We start from the raw sequence: 17,174 nt of genomic DNA, 5'->3' as shown, positions 1-17,174 counted from the left end.
GCATCATGTTAGATCACTGAAGGTCGGAAAACGCATCCTTTAGACGCTCTGCAGCTTGTTCGACCAAGGCGCGGGGGGTTGCGATGTTGAAACGCAAGAATGTGTCGCCGCCTTGACCAAAGGTATAACCGTGGTTTGGGGCGATCCGTGCCGTGTTTTGGACGCGCTCCAACACTTCGGATTCAGCCATGCCGGTGCCTGCAAAGTCGACCCAGCTTAGATAGGTCGCCTCTAGCGGCATGGATTTTACCCCGGGAATACGATTGAGCGCGTCATCCAGAATTTTCCGGTTTCCATCTAGGTATTGAACCAGACCATCCACCCATTTGGCCCCCTCTGGGCTATAGGCGGCTTCGGCCATATAAAGTCCAAAAGAGTTTGGCGACAATCCGAGTGCCGCCATGCGAGCTGCGAAACGTGCGCGCAATGCATCATCGGGGATGATGACGTTTCCAGAATGGCTGCCTGCGATATTAAAGGTCTTGGTGGTGGCGGTCATCATCACCAGCCGGTCCAGAATGCTGTCGTCGACCAAGGGCATCGCGATATGCGTGTTGCCGGGATACACAAGGTCATGGTGAATTTCGTCGGACACGAGAATAAGATCATGCCGTTTGGCGAAATCGGCGACATCCTGAAGCTCTTGGCGTGTCCAGACGCGACCGCCCGGGTTGTGGGGTGAGCACAGAATGACCATTTTTTCGTTGCCGGTCATCATGGCGTCATAGGCGTCGAAATCCATCTCGTATCGCCCAGCCACATTGGCCAGCGGACATTCAACCACCTCACGGCCAGCGGCTTGGATCACCCGCGCAAAGGCATGATATACGGGTGTAAACAGCACGATGCCGTCACCGGGTTGGGTGTATGCATCGACGCAGATCGCGGTACCATTTACCAAACCGTGGGTGGTGAAAATATGGCTGGGGTCGACCGCCCAGTTATGGCGTTCCTGCATCCACCAGCATATTGCAGCGCGATAACCTGTCTCGTCACCATAATACCCATAGATGCCGTGATCGGTCATACCCTTGAGCGCGTCGGTGACACAGGCGGGCGGGCGGAAATCCATATCCGCCACCCACATGGCCAAACCGTCGTCGGCAGGTACACCATAGAGTTTCTCCATCATGTCCCATTTTACGGAATGCGTGCCAAAGCGGTTGATGATTTCGTCAAAACTCATGGTATGTCTTCCTGTTGTCTTTGTCGCGCAGACGCTAGCGAAATGCGCGCGCGTTGCAAGGGGCGTTGCACTGAATGGCGGCTTGTCCTAGATGAAGGCCATGCTTATGCCCATTCTCATACACCCCGACCCGCGTCTCAAAAAGGTCTGCACTGCCGTCCCTGATCTGAGCGATGATTTACGTGCTTTGGCCAAGAATATGCTTGCAACCATGTATGATGCCCCCGGCGTTGGACTGGCTGCGCCTCAAGTTGGCGTTCTCGAGCGATTGATCGTGCTGGATTGTATCAAAGATGGTGACCCCGAGCCGATGGTGATGTTCAATCCGGAAGTCTTGTCGTCTTCGGAGGATCTGAACACCTACGAAGAAGGTTGTCTGTCGATCCCAGAGCAATTTGCCGAAGTGACGCGCCCCGCTGAGGTGCGTGTGGGCTGGTTGGATGAAAACGGGACACCGCAGGAAAAAGATTTCGACGGATTGTGGGCAACCTGTGTGCAGCATGAAATTGACCATCTGAATGGCAAGCTGTTCATTGACTATCTTGGCCCGATGAAGCGTCAGATGATGACCCGAAAATCCCAAAAGATGAAACGAGAGCGCGCGCGCAGCGCATGATTTCAAATCAACTGCTCGGTGTGTATGCCCCGCACCACAGGAGGTCACCATGACAGTTCGCAAGTGTATTCCGTGGCCTGACAAGCGGCTTCGCACATCCTCGGCCAAGGTCGACGAGATCACTGACGAGGTGCGTCAGGTCTGGCAAGATTTGATAGACACAATGGAGGCCATGCCCGGAGTAGGGATGGGTGCCAATCAGATCGGTGTGATGCTGCGGCTTGTTGTTGTCGATGCCAGCGAAGAACGCGGCAAAGCGGTTCGTATGGCGAACCCTGAAATATTGCACCGCTCCATCGAGCCGCGCCAGCACGAAGAGGCAAGCCCGAATTTGCCCGGCGTATCGGCGGTGATATCAAGACCGCGTGCGCTCACGGTGAAATATATGGATGAAACCGGCGCAGAGGCGCAAAAAGACTTTGTCGGATTATGGGCGACCAGCGTTCAGCACCAAATCGACCATATCAATGGCAAAATGTATTTTGATCATCTCAGCCGCACCAAACGCGAAATGCTGATCAAAAAGGCGAGGAAGTTGCAATGAAGCTGGTCTTTATGGGAACGCCCGCGTTTTCGGTCCCCGTTCTTGATGCCTTGGTACAGGCCGGTCACGAGATTGCAGCTGTTTATTGCCAGCCTCCGCGTCCTGCAGGGCGTGGTAAAAAGGACCGACCGACGCCAGTGCATGCCCGCGCCCTCGAGCTGGGGTTAGATGTGCGTCACCCCGTGTCTCTCAAGGGGGCACAAGAACAGGCCGAGTTCGATGCGCTGGGCGCAGATATTGCTGTTGTGGTGGCGTATGGGTTGATCTTGCCGCAGGCCATTCTTGATGCCCCGACGCGTGGTTGTTTGAATATTCACGCGAGCCTATTGCCACGGTGGCGCGGCGCGGCCCCCATTCATCGGGCTATCATGGCCGGAGACGCCAAAACGGGCATCTGCATCATGCAAATGGAAGCGGGACTGGACACAGGTCCGGTTCTGCTGTGTGAAGACACCGACATTGCGCCAACCGAAACCACAGACGCATTGCATGATCGGCTGTCGGTGATGGGGGCGCAGGCGATTGTCACGGCGCTTGGGCAACTGGATGCGCTTGTCGCGGTGTCTCAGCCTGACGCAGGCGTGACCTATGCGCATAAAATCGATAAATCCGAGGCGCGTATCGATTGGACTGCGTCTGCGGTCGAGGTCGATCGGCAAATTCGTGGTTTGTCCGCATTTCCGGGCGCATGGTGTGAAATCAATGGTCAGCGGGTCAAAATTTTAGCGTCGCGTATTGCGCAAAGCGCGGGTCCCGCGGGAATGGTGCTGGATGATACGTTGACTGTGGGCTGTGCCGAGGGCGCCGTGCAATTGTTGCGCTTGCAAAAAGCTGGCAAGGGAGCGCAGGATGCAGAGGTCTTCTTGCGAGGCTTCCCAGTGGCACAAGGCACGCAAATCGCGCTCTAGCCTGTTATCAACGAGGGTTCCATGTTCTTTACGTTTTTTGGCACGGTCATCATTGCAGGCATCATTGGGTATGCGTCCGAAAAATCAGGGTTCACGCGCAATGGGTATGTGCCATCAATCATCATTTGCGTGGGGGGGGCATTCTTGTTTTTTATGGTCAGCCGTATGTTCAATATTGGCTTTGGCAGCCCCGGAATGAATGCGATCTTGTCATCGGTCGGGGCGCTGGTGATTGTGCCCACACACTATCGAAAATAACCCGAAAATCGTCTGTGATGTTATGATTTGAACGGGGCCATACCCGCACGTGCCAGTTCATCCGCACGTTCATTTTCTGGATGCCCCGCGTGGCCCTTGACCCATTTCCACGTCACATCGTGGCGCGCCTGAGCCGCATCAAGCCGTTGCCACAGCTCGACATTTTTCACGGGCTTCTTGTTGGATGTCTTCCAGCCATTGCGTTTCCAGCCGTGGATCCAGCCGGTTACGCCATTTTTCACATAGGCGCTGTCGGTCACAACAGTCACTTTGCTGGGTTTGTCCAGTGTTTCCAGCGCCATAATGGCGGCGAGCATTTCCATTTTGTTGTTGGTGGTGTCGGCCGATCCCCCGCAAAGATCGCGTTCCTTAAGCAGGGTGCCGTCTTGTTTGGCATGCATCAACACCCCCCAGCCACCTGGGCCTGGATTGCCGGAACACGCGCCATCTGTATATGCAATAATCTCAACCATGGGAGGTCACGGTTATCCAATCTGCCATGGTGCCGTCCAGCCCTTTTGTGCGTCCGGTCTGAATATTTATCACTGTAAGACCCGCCGTCTGCAAAAGGCCCAGCAATTCATCCTGAGAATAGTATGTATAAAACCGTCCCAAGGCATCGCGCGCTTCGCCATCGCCCAGCTTGAGGCCGATGTGGAAAACGCCATTTGGTTTGAGAGCATACGCACATGCCGCGAGATATCTGGGCATGTCTGCACGCGGCGCGTGCAAGAGCGAAAAATTCGCCCAAATGGCATCATACGTGGCGTGTTCCACCAAATCGTCAAAGGTGGCTTGTCTGGCGCAGACACCATCATGGGCGTTTGCCAATGTCACCATCTCGGCCGATGCATCCGTGGCCGTCACGATCATTCCAGCCTGTGCCATTGTTGCGGCACAATGCCCGGGGCCACAGCCCAAATCCAGCACATGCGCCTTGGTCGGAAGGCGCTCGATAAACGCCATAAGCTGGGTGTTTCGCGCCTCGCTTTCGGTCAGTGCTGCGTATTCATGCGCCTGTGCGTCATAAACCTTAAGGGTTTCTCGGTCACTCATGCGCGCTCCGCCGCCAAGCGGGCTGCAAGTGCCACGAAGATTGCGGCAAAGCTTCGGTTGAGCCAACGCATGACCTGCTTGCTTTCCAACAGGAACGTGCGCGCGTGCGAGGCAAATAGGCCATACAGGACGAAGACGCCAAAGGTCATTGCCATAAATACGGCGCCCAACTGGGCCATCTCAAGTGTGGCTGTGTCTGGCGTGCCGGACAAAAACGGGGGCAACAACGCCAAAAAGAACACGGACAATTTCGGGTTCAAAATGTTTATCAATGCCCCACGGCGCGCGATGTGCATGCCGGTTTGTGGCGTGACATCCCCTGTGACGGCAAGGGCACCGCTCTCGCGGATCATTTTCCACGCCAGATATAATAAATAGGCAACGCCCGCGAACTTTAGTGTCTGAAACAACAGCGCAGAGGCGTGCAATACCGCAGCAAGCCCAAGGGTAGCGGCCGATAGATGGGGGACAATCCCGACAGTACAACCCAGAGCAGCCCAAATCGCAGCGCGCTTGCCGTGACCCAACCCCATCGCCAAGGTGTAAATCACGCCTGTTCCCGGTGCGATGACCACAACAAATGCAGTAATGAGAAACTGGAGTGACATGTTGTCGATTTCCTTAAGTGGTTTCGCGCAACACGCGGGGCACTTTGAAGCTGACGCGCTCGACAGCCGTTTCAACTTGTTCGAGGGTCACATCGTAACGTGCGCGAAAGGCCTCAATGACTTCGTCCACCAATACCTCGGGGGCAGAGGCCCCAGCGGTAATTCCAATGGATTTGATGCCATCAAGAGCGCGCCAGTCTATGTCTTGGGCTCTTTGGACCAACTGGGAATAGGCACAGCCATTGTTGGCGCCGACCTCGACCAAACGTCGGGAATTTGATGAGTTCGGCGCGCCCACCACGAGAATGGCGTCTACTTTTGGGGCAATAGCTTTGACGGCTTCTTGGCGATTTGTCGTGGCGTAACAAATATCCTCTTTGTGGGGGCCGACAATCGCAGGAAAGCGCAACTTGAGCGCGGCAACAATGCCGATCGTGTCATCAACCGACAGCGTTGTCTGCGTCACAAACGCCAATTTTGTGGGGTCGCGTACCTCGATCTGCGCGACATCTGCTTCGGTTTCCACCAACAAAACTTCGCCTTCAGGCAATTGCCCCATGGTGCCCACCGTTTCCGGATGGCCCGCGTGGCCAATCATGATGATCTGTAACCCTGCCTCAGAGTGGCGTTCGGCTTCGATGTGCACCTTGGACACCAGAGGGCAGGTGGCATCCACATAGATCATTTCGCGGCGTTCGGCTTCGGCTGGAACAACCTTGGCGACACCATGCGCGGAAAAGATGACCGGGCGATCGTTGGGGCAATCCGAAAGCTCCTCGACAAAGACCGCACCCTTGTCTCGCAATCCGTCAACGACGAATTTGTTGTGAACAATCTCATGGCGCACGTATACCGGCGCGCCCCACTTCTCGAGAGCCATTTCAACGATCTTGATCGCGCGATCGACGCCGGCACAAAAACCGCGCGGGGCCGCAAGGTAGATGGATAATGGAGTGCGTGTCATATGGTGTCCTCTGGTCTTGGCTAACAGGTAAGGGTTTGCGCCATTCACGTCCATAGAAGCATCGCGTATTTGTGAATATGCTTCTTGCTACTAGAAGGTTGTATGGACTGTTGCCAGAGTCTTGAAAAAGGAAGATGTCGTGGGAATTGTAACGAAATATACCCAATGCGGTTGGGCGGCTATCCTTGTGTGCGTGGGGGTAACGCAAGCCAGTGCCGAGGCCGGAGTCGGTTTCTTGCCTTATCAAAATCCGGTGAGCGTTCAGAATGGTCAGGTGTTGTATGATCAAAATTGCGCCAGTTGCCATGGCGCAGAGCTCGAGGGGGAACCTGATTGGCGCGCTCCAAAGGAAAATGGACGCATGCCCGCACCGCCGCATGATGCATCGGGTCATACGTGGCATCATCCAGATTCGGTGCTGTTCAAAATCACAAAATTTGGCACGGCAAAAGTGGTGGGACAGGGATATCAAAGCGATATGCCCGGCTTCTCGGATGCTTTAACTGATCAGGAAATTCTGGACGTCTTGGCCTATATCAAAAGCACATGGCCCGAGCGCGTTGTCGAAATGCATAACGCCCGCAACTAAAAAAACCGGAGCATGGCTCCGGTTTTCATCTTAGTGTTCTTCAGAGTACGCCATTTCGCGATCTGGCATCGGATCACGAGGTGGGCGTCCGATGGCTTCTTTCAGGCCCTCAAGTTCGATGAAATTGTCGGCTTGGCGGCGAAGTTCGTCAGAAATCATGGGTGGCTGGCTGCGAATAGTCGATACAACCGATACACGCACGCCCTGACGTTGCAGGCTTTCGATCAGAGGCCGGAAATCGCCATCGCCGGAAAACAGCACAATGTGATCGACGTGAGGTGCAAGCTCCATTGCATTGACCGCAAGCTCGATGTCCATGTTGCCTTTGACTTTGCGGCGGCCTTGGGAATCCGTGTATTCTTTGGCCGGTTTGGTCACCATGGTAAAGCCGTTGTAATGCAGCCAGTCCACCAACGGCCGAATTGGGGAATATTCGTCATTCTCCAGAAGGGCCGTGTAATAGAAAGCACGCAGCATTTTGCCACGCCGCATGAACTCTTGCCTAAGTAACTTATAGTCGATGTCGAACCCCAGCGACTTCGCCGCTGCGTACAGATTCGATCCATCGATGAACAGCGCAAGCCGTTCGTCTTTGTAAAACATAAATAATGTCCTTCCTAATACTGCCGCGCTGTGGAACGTCCCGTGAGTGTAAAAATGGTAGGCGCGACAGGACATATAACGTAAAGCAAATATCTCGACCTTCAAGCGTTTGCTGCGCGGATTTGACGCTAACTTTTAAAAAGTAGAAAAAAGATGAATGAATTCTATGTTTTAGCTCTAGGAGGAAACTTGCCGTCCGATGAGGGGGCACCGGATGAGACCCTGCGCGGTGCGATATCTGCTCTGAAGCATAAGGGGATTGAGATCTGTCAGGTGAGTCGATTTTACGAAACACCATGTTTTCCTGCGGGCGCCGGCCCCGACTATGTCAATGCTGCGATTACGGTGCGTTCAAAAATGTCCGCCAAGGATTTGTTGAAAGAACTGCATGACGTCGAAGCGCAATTTGGCCGCGCCAGAGATCAGAGATGGGGCATGCGTACCCTTGATATCGATTTGATCGCGGCTGGGGATTTGGTTTTGCCCAACGCCGAAGTCCACGCGCATTGGCGCAATCTTGCGCTAGAAGAACAAGTCCGAGCCACGCCAGAACAATTGATTCTGCCGCACCCGCGTCTGGCTGACCGGGCCTTTGTTTTGGTGCCCCTAAATGATATAATTCCAGACTGGGTGCATCCCGAAACAGGGCGCAGTGTCGCCGAAATGTTGGCAGACTTGCCAGAAAGTGATCGAAAAGCGGTCATAGCACTGTGATTCAGTGCTTGTCATGGCTTGCAATCCCGCCTAGATACTCGTTTTCTGATCCGATCCAGATAGAATGGAGTGCCAGATGGCCCGCGTCACAGTTGAAGATTGCGTAGACAAGGTTCCAAACCGTTTTGAGCTTGTTATGCTCGCGGCACATCGTGCGCGTGAAGTCGCAGCAGGCGCTGCGATCACCGTGGATCGTGATAACGACAAAAACCCAGTTGTAAGCCTGCGCGAAATTGCAGACGAAACGCAGACTGCGGATGAACTGCGCGAGCGTTTGATCGAAAGCAACCAGACACAGATCGAAGTTGACGAGCCTGAAGAAGATCGCATGGCCTTGTTGATGGGGGCTGAATCTGATGCGCCTGCGGATGACGACATGTCCGAAGAAAAACTGCTGCGTGCGCTTATGGAAGCACAAGGCCAAGGCTAAACCCGCCAATTTAGGGAAGGCGTGAATGATTCCTGCTGACGATCTTGTCGCACTGGTCCGCGCCTATAACCCAAAGACCAATGAAATACTGATCCGCGCGGCCTATGATTATGGCCGCGAGATGCACGAGGGGCAATATCGCCACTCTGGTGAACCGTACTTCTCTCACCCGATCGAAGTCGCCGCCATTTTGACCGAGCAGCAGCTTGACGACGCAACGATCATTACGGCACTTCTCCACGATACCATTGAAGACACCGACGCCTCGTATTCCGAAGTTGCGGAGTTATTTGGTGACGAGGTGGCCATGCTGGTCGATGGCGTGACCAAGCTGACCAACCTGCAACTGTCCAGCACGGAAACCAAGCAGGCCGAAAACTTTCGCAAACTGTTTATGGCGATGTCCAAAGACCTTCGGGTTATTTTGGTCAAGCTGGCGGACCGGTTGCATAACATGCGCACGATCCGCGCGATGCGTTCGGAAAAGCAGGTCATCAAAGCGCGTGAAACCATGGATATCTATGCGCCTCTTGCGGGGCGGATGGGCATGCAATGGATGCGTGAAGAGCTTGAGGATTTGGCCTTTAAGGTTTTGAATCCTGAGGGTCGTGCGTCGATTATGCGCCGTTTTATTACGCTGCAAAAAGAAACCGGAGACGTGATTCAGCGGATCACCGGAGACATGCAGCACGAATTGGCCAAGCAAGACATCCAGGCGGATGTTCTGGGGCGGGCGAAAAAACCATATTCGATCTGGCGGAAAATGCAGCAGAAGGATCAAGGGTTTAGTCGGCTTTCGGATATCTATGGATTTCGGATCGTGACGCAGGACGAAAACGATTGCTATCGTGTTTTGGGGTCGATCCATCAACGTTGGCGGGCTGTGCCGGGGCGTTTCAAAGATTATATCAGCCAACCAAAATCCAACGGATATCGGTCAATACATACAACCGTGTCCGGCCGAGATGGCAAACGTGTCGAAGTACAGATTCGGACGCGTCAAATGCATGATGTGGCTGAAACCGGTGTGGCCGCCCACTGGTCCTACAAAGATGGTGTGCGCGGCGAAAACCCGTTTGCCGTCGATCCTGTCAAATGGGTGAGCTCACTCACAGAGCAGTTTGACGCCGAGGAAGATCACGACGAGTTTCTCGAAGCGGTTAAGCTTGAGATGTATTCGGATCAGGTGTTCTGCTTTACGCCCAAGGGTGATGTGGTCAAGTTGCCACGTGGGGCGACACCGTTGGATTTTGCGTATGCGATCCATACCCGCATCGGTAGTGCCTGCGTTGGGGCCAAAATTGACCATATGCGCGTGCCGTTGTGGACACGTATCAAGAATGGCCAATCGGTCGAAATTATCACCGCCGAAGGCCAGACACCGCAGGCCACATGGCTGGATATTGCCACCACGGGTAAGGCGCGTACCGCCATTCGCCGTGCCCTGCGCGAAGTCGACCGGGAACGCTATATCAAGCTGGGTCGCGAACTGGCGCGGGCCGCATTCGAGCATGTCGGTAAGAAATCGACAGATAAGGTATTGGCGATGGCGGCCAAACAACTGCGGTTGGATGATGCGGATGCGGTTTTGGCGCGTATGGGCAGCGCGGAGCTCACCGGACATGATGTCGTGCAATCGGTCTATCCGGATTTGGTGCCAGACGAGAGCGACGAAATCACCTCGGAAAAGGCTGTGGTTGGTCTGTCGGGCGATCAAAGCTTTGATCGTGCGCCCTGTTGCCAACCTCTTCCGGGAGAGCGGATTGTTGGTATTACCTATCGCGGCGAAGGCGTCGTGGTGCACGCGATCGATTGCGAAGCGTTAAGCCAATATGAACACCAGCCGGAGCGTTGGGTCGATCTGCAATGGCACAGTGGAAAGCATCAGGCGATCTATACCGTTGGCCTCGAGTTGACGATCGGGAATGACTCTGGGGTACTGGGACGTATTTGCACATTGATTGGAGAGCATAAGGCAAATATCTCCAACTTGGAGTTCGTAGACAGAAAACCGGATTACTTTCGTCTTTTCATCCACGTCGACTTGCGTGACGCCGAGCATTTGCATTCTGTAATGCTCGCGCTTGAAGCGGAAAGTGACGTGGCCCAGATCGAAAGACATCGGGATATGTCGCGGGCAAGAACGTCCATCGCGGGTCAGCCGCAATAACAAGGGAGCCACACACGTGGTCTTCAAGCGCCGGGACAAGAGAAGCATTCTGCAGATCCTTGCAGATGGAGTCTATCCCAAGGGTGGCTGGACGAGGGCGTTCCATTACGTAAAACATCGACTGCGCCGGCTTCCGGGAACGCCTGAATTCATTGCGCGCGGTGTTTGGGCAGGGGTCTTTACGACCTTCACGCCGTTCTATGGATTGCATTTTATTGTCGCCGCGTTGGTTTCGCGCGCGGTGCAGGGCAACTTGCTCGCGGCATTGCTGAGCACATTTTTTGGCAATCCGCTGACCTATGTGCCGATCGGAATTGTGTCGCTGAAAACCGGACACTTTCTATTGGGGACGGAATTTCATGAGGGTGCGCACCAATCGTTAGGGGCAAAATTCGCCTATGCAGGTGCCGACTTGTGGCAAAATTTTCTGGCGCTGTTTTCCGACCAGGTCGCGGACTGGACTGCGCTCAAGGTGTTTTTTCACGAGGTGTTCTTTCCGTATCTGATTGGTGGGATTATTCCCGGAATTGCGACAGCGACGGTCTGTTACTATCTTAGTGTCCCAGTGATCCGAGCCTATCAAAAGCGGCGTGCCGCGATGGTGAGGAAGAAAATTGCCAAGGCGCGCAAGAAGGCAATCGACCAAATTTCGCGTGATGCAAGCAACCGAGATGCCGAGAGCTGAAGAAAGCGGTTTTCACAACAAGTTTTGCGCTTTAGGGTCCGACTCGAACGAAGTTGGGAGCAAAGAAATGTTGCGTCTTGGTGTGAATATCGACCACGTGGCCACTGTGAGAAATGCTCGTGGTGGGGCTTACCCTGATCCCGTACGCGCGGCCAAATTGGCTGAACAAGCCGGTGCCGACGGGATCACAGCGCATTTGCGCGAAGATCGCCGCCATATTGTCGATGCTGATATTTCCGCGCTTATGCAGGCCCTGAGCGTGCCGTTGAACTTTGAAATGGCGGCAACCGATGAAATGCAAGAGATTGCATTGCGGCATAAACCGCATGCGGTGTGTATCGTACCCGAAAAGCGCGAGGAACGTACCACCGAAGGCGGTTTGGACGTTGTGCGTGACGAAGACAAGCTGGCGGCATATATCGCCCCCCTGCGCGAGGCAGGCAGCCGCGTGTCGATCTTCATCGGAGCAGATCAAGCGCAAATTCAAGCGGCTCATCGGATTGGTGCGGATATCATCGAACTGCACACGGGCGCCTATTGCGATTTCCACGCCGAGGGCGATGTCGACAAAAGAGATGCAGAGCTGCGCCAGGTCACCGAAATGGCGACCTATGCCCATTCGCTTGGGCTTGAAGTGCATGCAGGGCATGGGCTGACGTTTGATACGGTGCAACCGATTGCGGCGCTGCCGGAAATCATGGAACTGAACATCGGCCATTTCCTGATCGGCGAGGCGATCTTTTCAGGGCTCGAACCTGCAATCCAAGAGATGCGGCGCCTTATGAACGAGGCGCGGGCTTGATCTCGGCGGAATTCGGCGCGATCTGGTTGGCTTGGATGTTGGCTGGCGGATCGCCAGGTCCGGCAACGATGGGCATTGCCGGCACGGCAATGTCGGTGGGGCGACGCCAAGCGATTGCCTTTGCTTTGGGTATTTTGGCGGGGTCTGCAAGCTGGGGCATCGCGGCCGCGCTGGGGTTGTCCGCAATCATGCTCGCCAATGCTTGGGTGTTCGAAGTGATCCGATATTTTGGGGCCACCTATTTGGGCTGGTTGGCATTCAAAGCCCTAAAACGCGCTGTGGCCCCTTCGGTAACTGGCCCTATGGGCACGCCATTTCAAGGATCCTTTAGGGCGCTGTTTGCAAAGGGGGCCGCGATTCACCTGACAAATCCAAAGGCGATCCTGAGTTGGGGGTCAATCTATGCGATAATTGCGCCCGCTGATGCCACGACGGGTATGCTGCTTGGCTATTTTGCACTTCTGTACGGCGGGTCGATCATCATATTTTTGGGCTATGCGGTTTTGTTTTCCTCGGAGCGGGTCGTTCGAAAATATGCGCGGGCACAGCGTTGGTTTGATTTCGTGTTTGCTGGCTTTTTCGGTTTTGCCAGTCTCAAGATTTTGACGGCGCGCTTGCAATGATACTCGGGATTGGAACAGATTTAGCAAACATTGATCGGGTTGCAGGCACGTTGGAGCGGTTCGGAGACCGTTTTCGCAATCGGGTGTTTACAGATGTTGAACAAGCCAAGGCCGCCCGGCGTCGAGACGAAGCCGGAACCTATGCCAAACGGTGGGCCGCAAAAGAAGCGTGCTCCAAGGCGTTGGGGACAGGATTGGCCATGGGGATCAGTTGGAAAGACATGTCTGTCACCAATCTACGCACGGGGCAGCCCGTGATGCAGGTCACGGGATGGGCCGCCGAGCGGCTTAAGGATATGACGCCAGACGGATATGATGCCATAATCCACGTCACCTTGACCGATGATCACCCTTGGGCACAGGCATTTGTCGTGATCGAAGCCCGTCCTATATCTGTTGAATAGGGCAGCGGGTTGACTCCCTGCGTTGTGACCCGCATGTAACCCCAAATTCCAACCGGAGAATACACGATGGCAACCGAGGCCAGAAAGCAGAGCGGCATTGTCGAGACAGTAAAAACGATCGTCTATGCATTGCTGATCGCAGGCATCTTCAGGTCTCTGTTCTTTCAACCGTTCTGGATTCCGTCAGGGTCTATGAAAGACACGTTGTTGATTGGGGACTTCTTGTTTGTGAACAAGATGGCCTATGGGTATTCCTATGCATCTTGCCCCAGTGTGCGGATGCCGCAATTCGGGATCAATATTGACGCCACAGATATTTGCGGCGTGTTTGACGGTGACAATACACGTCTGTTCGGATCTGAACCTGACCGCGGTGATGTTGTGGTGTTCCGGCACCCGACGACAGGGTTTGATTTTATCAAACGTCTGGTTGGCCTGCCAGGGGATCGCATCCAAGTCAAAGCAGGTGTTCTAAATATCAATGGCGAACCAGTGAAGCTCGAAGATGGTGGCATCTTCGAAGAACTGGCTGGACCACAAGGCCCGCAAGGTTTGCGGCCACGGTGCGAAAACGGTCCGGTGGGCGATGGGGGGAAATGCCTCAAGTCCCGCCAGATTGAAACGCTGCCCGGCGGCGTGTCGCATCCGATTCTGAATATCGGACGCCAAGGGTCGGATGACACAGGTGTATATACTGTTCCGGCAGGGCACTTTTTCTTTATGGGTGATAACCGCGACAACTCCACCGATAGCCGCGTGCCACAGGTTGCCAGAGGCGTGGGGTATGTCCCGTTCGAAAATCTGATTGGTCGTGCCGACCGCATCATGTTCTCGTCAGCAGGCCGGTCGATGTTTGCCTTTTGGACATGGCGCTCTGATCGCTTCTTTAAGGCAGTCAAGTGAAACTATCGTCAGACCTAAAGGCGCTTGAAACGCGGATCGGACACAAATTTTCCCGTCCTGAATTGCTCGTGCGGGCGGTGACACATTCGTCAATGTCGTCGCCGACGCGCGATGACAATCAACGCCTCGAGTTTCTGGGCGATCGTGTGCTTGGCATGGTGATGGCTGAGGCCTTGCTTGCCCAAGATCGCGATGCCCGCGAAGGCCAGCTGGCCCCAAGATTTAATGCCCTTGTACGCAAAGAAGCTTGCGCCGACGTCGCACGCGAAATTGATCTTGGCGATGCTCTAAAGTTGGGGCGCTCTGAAATGCTCTCTGGGGGGCGCCGCAAACTTGCTCTGCTTGGCGACGCGATGGAAGCCCTGATCGCGGCAGTGTATTTGGACGCGGGTTTTGATGCTGCCAGAGACATGGTTGTGCGCCTGTGGGGGGCGCGGGTGCATCAGGTTGATGACGATGCACGGGATGCCAAAACATCTTTGCAAGAATGGGCGCAAGCCCGTGGGTTTAAACCACCCAAATATGACCTTATCGCGCGCAGTGGTCCCGACCACGCGCCGATTTTTACGATTGCGGCGCAACTGGAGAATGGCGAGACTGAAAAAGCGTCTGCCGGCTCCAAGCGACACGCTGAACAGGCCGCTGCTCAGGCCCTTCTGACAAGATTGGAAAGCGCATGACCCGCGCAGGATTTGTTGCCCTTATTGGCGAACCCAATGCAGGGAAATCGACACTCACCAACCGAATGGTCGGTGCCAAGGTGTCTATTGTAACCCACAAAGTACAAACAACGCGCGCGCGTATTCGTGGCGTCGCCATCGAAGGCGAAAGCCAGCTTGTCTTTGTCGATACACCCGGGTTGTTCCGCCCACGTCGCAGGCTTGATCGTGCGATGGTTGCGGCTGCGTGGGGTGGTGCTGCGGATGCGGATGTGGTCGTACTTCTGGTTGAGGCGCATCGCGGCGTGACCGAAGGTGTCCAAAAAATTCTTGAAGGTCTCGAAGACATCGGCAAAGGGCGCAAGATCGCGCTGGCGATTAACAAAATTGATCGCGTTCAATCCGAAGTGTTGCTTGGTCTGACGAAGAAGTTGAATGATCTGTTTCCATTCTCGGAAACCTTTATGATTTCTGCCGAAAAAGGCCACGGTACAGAGATGTTGCGCCAGTGGCTTGCCCAAGAAGTGCCGCAAGGGCCATGGTTGTATCCTGAGGATCAGATCGCGGATCTGCCGATGCGCATGATTGCAGCAGAGATGACACGTGAAAAGTTGACGCTGCGCCTGCACCAAGAGCTGCCCTATCAGTTGACCGTCGAAACCGAAAGCTGGGAAGAACGCAAGGACGGCTCTGCGCGGATTGAACAGTTCGTTTACGTGATGCGCGACGGGCACAAGGGCATTATCCTCGGCAACAAAGGCGAGACCATCAAGGCGGTTTCCAAAGCCGCGCGCGAAGAGTTGGAAGAATTTCTAGGTCGCCGCGTGCATTTGTTCCTGCAGGTGAAGGTCCGGCCAAATTGGCTTGAGGAATCCGAGCGGTATTCCGAAATGGGTCTGTCGTTCAAAGACGGCAATGCATGATACGCCTGACGGCGCAATTTTGGGTCCAAGCCTATGTGGCGCGGCTTGAGATATTGGGCATTCCTGCCTTTGTCGTGGCGCATGGTGACAATACGGCGGGCGCAGTCTTGATCAAGCTGAACACGCTGGATGGCAATGCGACGGCCTATCAACGCTCGTTTGACCTCATGTCTGGTGCGCGCAACTGGGTTGTCCTGTCCGAGGGCGCAGAACCTGATGTGGATGCGGCGATCTCAAAACAGCGCGCCTTTGACCCAGATCTTTGGGTGATCGAACTTGAGGACCGTCAGGGGCGCCACTTGCTGGATGAACCAGGGCTCAAGGACTAATACTGCTGCTTCGCACATGAGAAAAGTAGCTGGCATTTTCCCACTGATACCGCGCTTGGCATTTTAAATTATTGCTCTAGGGTTTCTAGATGGATTGGCGCGATCAAGGCTTTGTTCTACGGGCACGTAAACACGGGGAAACTTCTGTGATCCTTGATGTGTTCACCCGAGAGCATGGGCGCCATGCGGGCGTGTTGCGCGGTGGCACAAGTCGGAAAATGACCCCCGTGATTCAACCGGGGGCTCAGATAGATGTCGCGTGGCATGCACGTCTCGAGGATCACATCGGCAGCTATAAGGTAGAACCCATCCGAAGCCGCGCGGCTGTAATTTCCGATCGGTATGCGCTGGCCGGGCTTAATGCGGTCACAGCGTTGATCGGGTTCTGTCTGGCAGAGCGAGAGCCGCACCAAGCGCTGTATCATCGATCAGAGCAATTGCTCGACCTGCTGGGCCATCACGATGTTTGGGCCTTGGCGTACCTGCAATGGGAGTTGGCTTTGCTCGAGGAGATGGGGTTTGGGCTGGACCTTAGGGCTTGCGCCGTCACAGGTGCGACCGAAGGGCTTAGGTACGTGTCGCCGCGTTCTGGCAAGGCTGTCTCGGATCAAGGGGCGGGGGAGTGGGCCGATAAACTGTTGGCGTTGCCCGCGTGTATGTTGGGAGCCGGCGAGGCCACGGATGCGGAAATCGTGCAAGCTTTGCACACAACAGGATTTTTTCTAGAGCAGAAAGTCGCGCCGCAAATGGGACATACACCAGTACCAGATGCGCGCGGACGGCTCTTGGATTTGCTTAACCGTCGGGCGCAATTGCCTTAAACACCATTTCCCGCCCTGCGTCATTGGACAAGATCATCACATCCCCAACCACCTCGGCTTGGGACATCTCAGGCAATGCGCTGAGGTACAGTATTTCTGCGGCCATGTCAGGACATGCCATTTTGGTGGATGCAATCGGACCAAAGCCAATCCAAGGGTAAGGTTTTGTTTGTACCGTGCGAAAGCTGTTGCATGCCGCGTTGCCAGAGACCGCGCCATCGGCGCCAAATTCCAATGTCGCCTGCGCTGTAAAAGCCGTGCCATCGAGTTCGCTCAATTGCCATAGCTTGTCGCCGTCATAAGCAGCGACGGTTTCATCGTCTTTACAGGCCGTCAGACCCATGGCGAGGAGCGGTACAAAAAGAATGCGTAACATGCG

Annotated in this window: 24 protein-coding genes; 17 read left to right on the top strand and 7 right to left on the bottom strand. The window is 54.8% G+C overall.

Going from position 1 to position 17,174, the window contains the following annotated elements; genetic code table 11:
• Positions 1–13: 13 nt before the first annotated feature.
• A complete protein-coding gene (locus tag FAP39_RS08115) occupies positions 14–1,186 on the bottom strand; it encodes a MalY/PatB family protein (protein ID WP_138015899.1) in 1,173 nt (390 codons plus the stop codon).
• 100 nt (positions 1,187–1,286) lie between these two features.
• Between FAP39_RS08115 and def (FAP39_RS08110) the strand changes: the two genes are divergently transcribed.
• The 4 genes from def (FAP39_RS08110) to FAP39_RS08095 are packed head-to-tail and all read left to right on the top strand — an operon-like array spanning position 1,287 to position 3,512.
• On the top strand, positions 1,287–1,802 hold the full coding sequence (gene def, locus FAP39_RS08110) for a peptide deformylase (protein ID WP_138015960.1): 516 nt from the start codon (positions 1,287–1,289) through the stop codon (positions 1,800–1,802).
• A gap of 49 nt (positions 1,803–1,851) precedes the next feature.
• A complete protein-coding gene (gene def / locus FAP39_RS08105; RefSeq protein WP_138015898.1) occupies positions 1,852–2,346 on the top strand; it encodes a peptide deformylase in 495 nt (164 codons plus the stop codon).
• Positions 2,343–3,254: a methionyl-tRNA formyltransferase gene (fmt, locus tag FAP39_RS08100; RefSeq protein ID WP_138015897.1), complete on the top strand. Its 912-nt coding sequence runs from the start codon at positions 2,343–2,345 to the stop codon at positions 3,252–3,254. Before def (FAP39_RS08105) ends, fmt begins: the two co-directional genes overlap by 4 nt.
• 21 nt (positions 3,255–3,275) lie before the next feature.
• On the top strand, positions 3,276–3,512 hold the full coding sequence (locus FAP39_RS08095; RefSeq protein ID WP_138015896.1) for a hypothetical protein: 237 nt from the start codon (positions 3,276–3,278) through the stop codon (positions 3,510–3,512).
• 20 nt (positions 3,513–3,532) lie between these two features.
• Here FAP39_RS08095 and rnhA read toward each other — a convergent pair whose 3' ends face one another.
• From rnhA to ispH, 4 genes are read right to left on the bottom strand one after another with little or no spacing between them, the layout of a single operon-like run.
• Positions 3,533–3,985 (bottom strand): ribonuclease HI, encoded by a 453-nt coding sequence (gene rnhA, locus FAP39_RS08090; protein ID WP_138015895.1) that lies wholly within the window; start codon positions 3,983–3,985, stop codon positions 3,533–3,535.
• A complete protein-coding gene (locus tag FAP39_RS08085; RefSeq protein WP_138015894.1) occupies positions 3,978–4,568 on the bottom strand; it encodes a class I SAM-dependent methyltransferase in 591 nt (196 codons plus the stop codon). The genes rnhA and FAP39_RS08085 overlap by 8 nt, the downstream gene beginning before the upstream one ends.
• A complete protein-coding gene (locus FAP39_RS08080; RefSeq protein ID WP_138015893.1) occupies positions 4,565–5,176 on the bottom strand; it encodes a LysE family translocator in 612 nt (203 codons plus the stop codon). The genes FAP39_RS08085 and FAP39_RS08080 overlap by 4 nt, the downstream gene beginning before the upstream one ends.
• 13 nt (positions 5,177–5,189) lie before the next feature.
• Entirely contained in the window at positions 5,190–6,140 is a 951-nt protein-coding gene (gene ispH, locus FAP39_RS08075; protein ID WP_138015892.1) for a 4-hydroxy-3-methylbut-2-enyl diphosphate reductase, read from the bottom strand.
• Positions 6,141–6,279: 139 nt separating this feature from the next.
• Between ispH and FAP39_RS08070 the strand changes: the two genes are divergently transcribed.
• Entirely contained in the window at positions 6,280–6,729 is a 450-nt protein-coding gene (locus FAP39_RS08070) for a c-type cytochrome (RefSeq protein ID WP_246059014.1), read from the top strand.
• 30 nt (positions 6,730–6,759) lie between these two features.
• Here the strand turns inward: FAP39_RS08070 and FAP39_RS08065 are convergent, their stop codons facing one another.
• Complete coding sequence (locus tag FAP39_RS08065; RefSeq protein WP_138015891.1) at positions 6,760–7,332, bottom strand: LabA-like NYN domain-containing protein; 573 nt, start codon at positions 7,330–7,332, stop codon at positions 6,760–6,762.
• 153 nt (positions 7,333–7,485) lie between these two features.
• On the opposite strand from FAP39_RS08065, the gene folK reads away from it, so the two are divergent.
• The 12 genes from folK (at position 7,486) to recO (ending at position 16,795) form a co-directional block, all read left to right on the top strand.
• The gene (gene folK, locus FAP39_RS08060; RefSeq protein ID WP_138015890.1) at positions 7,486–8,046 is read left to right on the top strand and encodes a 2-amino-4-hydroxy-6-hydroxymethyldihydropteridine diphosphokinase; all 561 of its coding nucleotides are present in this window, start codon (positions 7,486–7,488) and stop codon (positions 8,044–8,046) included.
• 76 nt (positions 8,047–8,122) lie between these two features.
• Positions 8,123–8,476, top strand: coding sequence for a DNA-directed RNA polymerase subunit omega (gene rpoZ / locus FAP39_RS08055; RefSeq protein ID WP_138015889.1), 354 nt, complete (start codon positions 8,123–8,125; stop codon positions 8,474–8,476).
• A gap of 25 nt (positions 8,477–8,501) precedes the next feature.
• Complete coding sequence (locus tag FAP39_RS08050; protein ID WP_138015888.1) at positions 8,502–10,646, top strand: RelA/SpoT family protein; 2,145 nt, start codon at positions 8,502–8,504, stop codon at positions 10,644–10,646.
• Between the two features lie 16 nt (positions 10,647–10,662).
• Positions 10,663–11,331 (top strand): DUF2062 domain-containing protein, encoded by a 669-nt coding sequence (locus FAP39_RS08045; protein ID WP_138015887.1) that lies wholly within the window; start codon positions 10,663–10,665, stop codon positions 11,329–11,331.
• Positions 11,332–11,398: 67 nt separating this feature from the next.
• Entirely contained in the window at positions 11,399–12,133 is a 735-nt protein-coding gene (locus tag FAP39_RS08040; protein ID WP_138015886.1) for a pyridoxine 5'-phosphate synthase, read from the top strand.
• Positions 12,130–12,756: a LysE family translocator gene (locus FAP39_RS08035; protein ID WP_138015885.1), complete on the top strand. Its 627-nt coding sequence runs from the start codon at positions 12,130–12,132 to the stop codon at positions 12,754–12,756. Before FAP39_RS08040 ends, FAP39_RS08035 begins: the two co-directional genes overlap by 4 nt.
• Entirely contained in the window at positions 12,753–13,160 is a 408-nt protein-coding gene (gene acpS / locus FAP39_RS08030) for a holo-ACP synthase (protein ID WP_138015884.1), read from the top strand. Before FAP39_RS08035 ends, acpS begins: the two co-directional genes overlap by 4 nt.
• Before the next feature lie 66 nt (positions 13,161–13,226).
• Complete coding sequence (lepB, locus tag FAP39_RS08025; RefSeq protein WP_138015883.1) at positions 13,227–14,063, top strand: signal peptidase I; 837 nt, start codon at positions 13,227–13,229, stop codon at positions 14,061–14,063.
• Complete coding sequence (gene rnc / locus FAP39_RS08020) at positions 14,060–14,743, top strand: ribonuclease III (RefSeq protein ID WP_138015882.1); 684 nt, start codon at positions 14,060–14,062, stop codon at positions 14,741–14,743. The genes lepB and rnc overlap by 4 nt, the downstream gene beginning before the upstream one ends.
• Positions 14,740–15,645 carry a GTPase Era gene (era, locus tag FAP39_RS08015; RefSeq protein WP_138015881.1) on the top strand — a complete coding sequence of 302 codons (906 nt, stop codon included), beginning with the start codon at positions 14,740–14,742 and terminating at the stop codon, positions 15,643–15,645. The genes rnc and era overlap by 4 nt, the downstream gene beginning before the upstream one ends.
• Entirely contained in the window at positions 15,642–15,974 is a 333-nt protein-coding gene (locus FAP39_RS08010; RefSeq protein ID WP_138015880.1) for a DUF1491 family protein, read from the top strand. Before era ends, FAP39_RS08010 begins: the two co-directional genes overlap by 4 nt.
• Before the next feature lie 89 nt (positions 15,975–16,063).
• Positions 16,064–16,795: a DNA repair protein RecO gene (gene recO / locus FAP39_RS08005; protein ID WP_138015879.1), complete on the top strand. Its 732-nt coding sequence runs from the start codon at positions 16,064–16,066 to the stop codon at positions 16,793–16,795.
• Here recO and FAP39_RS08000 read toward each other — a convergent pair.
• Positions 16,770–17,171: an META domain-containing protein gene (locus FAP39_RS08000; RefSeq protein ID WP_138015878.1), complete on the bottom strand. Its 402-nt coding sequence runs from the start codon at positions 17,169–17,171 to the stop codon at positions 16,770–16,772. The genes recO and FAP39_RS08000 overlap by 26 nt on opposite strands.
• Between the last annotated feature and the right edge of the window lie 3 nt (positions 17,172–17,174).

The sequence above is a fragment of the Shimia litoralis genome (assembly GCF_005518135.1).
GTDB lineage: Bacteria > Pseudomonadota > Alphaproteobacteria > Rhodobacterales > Rhodobacteraceae > Shimia_E > Shimia_E litoralis.
Note: the sequence above shows the minus strand (reverse complement) of the source record. Positions and strands in the feature narration are given on the sequence as shown.

Excerpts from the sequence above, each read along its gene's own strand:
- FAP39_RS08040 (WP_138015886.1), top strand. The coding sequence starts at position 11,399 with ATGTTGCGTCTTGGTGTGAATATCGACCACGTGGCCACTGTGAGAAAT.
- acpS (WP_138015884.1), top strand. The coding sequence starts at position 12,753 with ATGATACTCGGGATTGGAACAGATTTAGCAAACATTGATCGGGTTGCA.
- ispH (WP_138015892.1), bottom strand. The coding sequence starts at position 6,140 with ATGACACGCACTCCATTATCCATCTACCTTGCGGCCCCGCGCGGTTTT.
- rpoZ (WP_138015889.1), top strand. The coding sequence starts at position 8,123 with ATGGCCCGCGTCACAGTTGAAGATTGCGTAGACAAGGTTCCAAACCGT.
- era (WP_138015881.1), top strand. The coding sequence starts at position 14,740 with ATGACCCGCGCAGGATTTGTTGCCCTTATTGGCGAACCCAATGCAGGG.
- def (WP_138015898.1), top strand. The coding sequence starts at position 1,852 with ATGACAGTTCGCAAGTGTATTCCGTGGCCTGACAAGCGGCTTCGCACA.
- folK (WP_138015890.1), top strand. The coding sequence starts at position 7,486 with ATGAATGAATTCTATGTTTTAGCTCTAGGAGGAAACTTGCCGTCCGAT.
- lepB (WP_138015883.1), top strand. The coding sequence starts at position 13,227 with ATGGCAACCGAGGCCAGAAAGCAGAGCGGCATTGTCGAGACAGTAAAA.
- FAP39_RS08115 (WP_138015899.1), bottom strand. The coding sequence starts at position 1,186 with ATGAGTTTTGACGAAATCATCAACCGCTTTGGCACGCATTCCGTAAAA.
- FAP39_RS08095 (WP_138015896.1), top strand. The coding sequence starts at position 3,276 with ATGTTCTTTACGTTTTTTGGCACGGTCATCATTGCAGGCATCATTGGG.
- FAP39_RS08010 (WP_138015880.1), top strand. The coding sequence starts at position 15,642 with ATGATACGCCTGACGGCGCAATTTTGGGTCCAAGCCTATGTGGCGCGG.
- FAP39_RS08050 (WP_138015888.1), top strand. The coding sequence starts at position 8,502 with ATGATTCCTGCTGACGATCTTGTCGCACTGGTCCGCGCCTATAACCCA.
- FAP39_RS08000 (WP_138015878.1), bottom strand. The coding sequence starts at position 17,171 with ATGTTACGCATTCTTTTTGTACCGCTCCTCGCCATGGGTCTGACGGCC.
- fmt (WP_138015897.1), top strand. The coding sequence starts at position 2,343 with ATGAAGCTGGTCTTTATGGGAACGCCCGCGTTTTCGGTCCCCGTTCTT.
- FAP39_RS08080 (WP_138015893.1), bottom strand. The coding sequence starts at position 5,176 with ATGTCACTCCAGTTTCTCATTACTGCATTTGTTGTGGTCATCGCACCG.
- recO (WP_138015879.1), top strand. The coding sequence starts at position 16,064 with ATGGATTGGCGCGATCAAGGCTTTGTTCTACGGGCACGTAAACACGGG.
- rnhA (WP_138015895.1), bottom strand. The coding sequence starts at position 3,985 with ATGGTTGAGATTATTGCATATACAGATGGCGCGTGTTCCGGCAATCCA.
- def (WP_138015960.1), top strand. The coding sequence starts at position 1,287 with ATGCTTATGCCCATTCTCATACACCCCGACCCGCGTCTCAAAAAGGTC.
- FAP39_RS08065 (WP_138015891.1), bottom strand. The coding sequence starts at position 7,332 with ATGTTTTACAAAGACGAACGGCTTGCGCTGTTCATCGATGGATCGAAT.
- FAP39_RS08085 (WP_138015894.1), bottom strand. The coding sequence starts at position 4,568 with ATGAGTGACCGAGAAACCCTTAAGGTTTATGACGCACAGGCGCATGAA.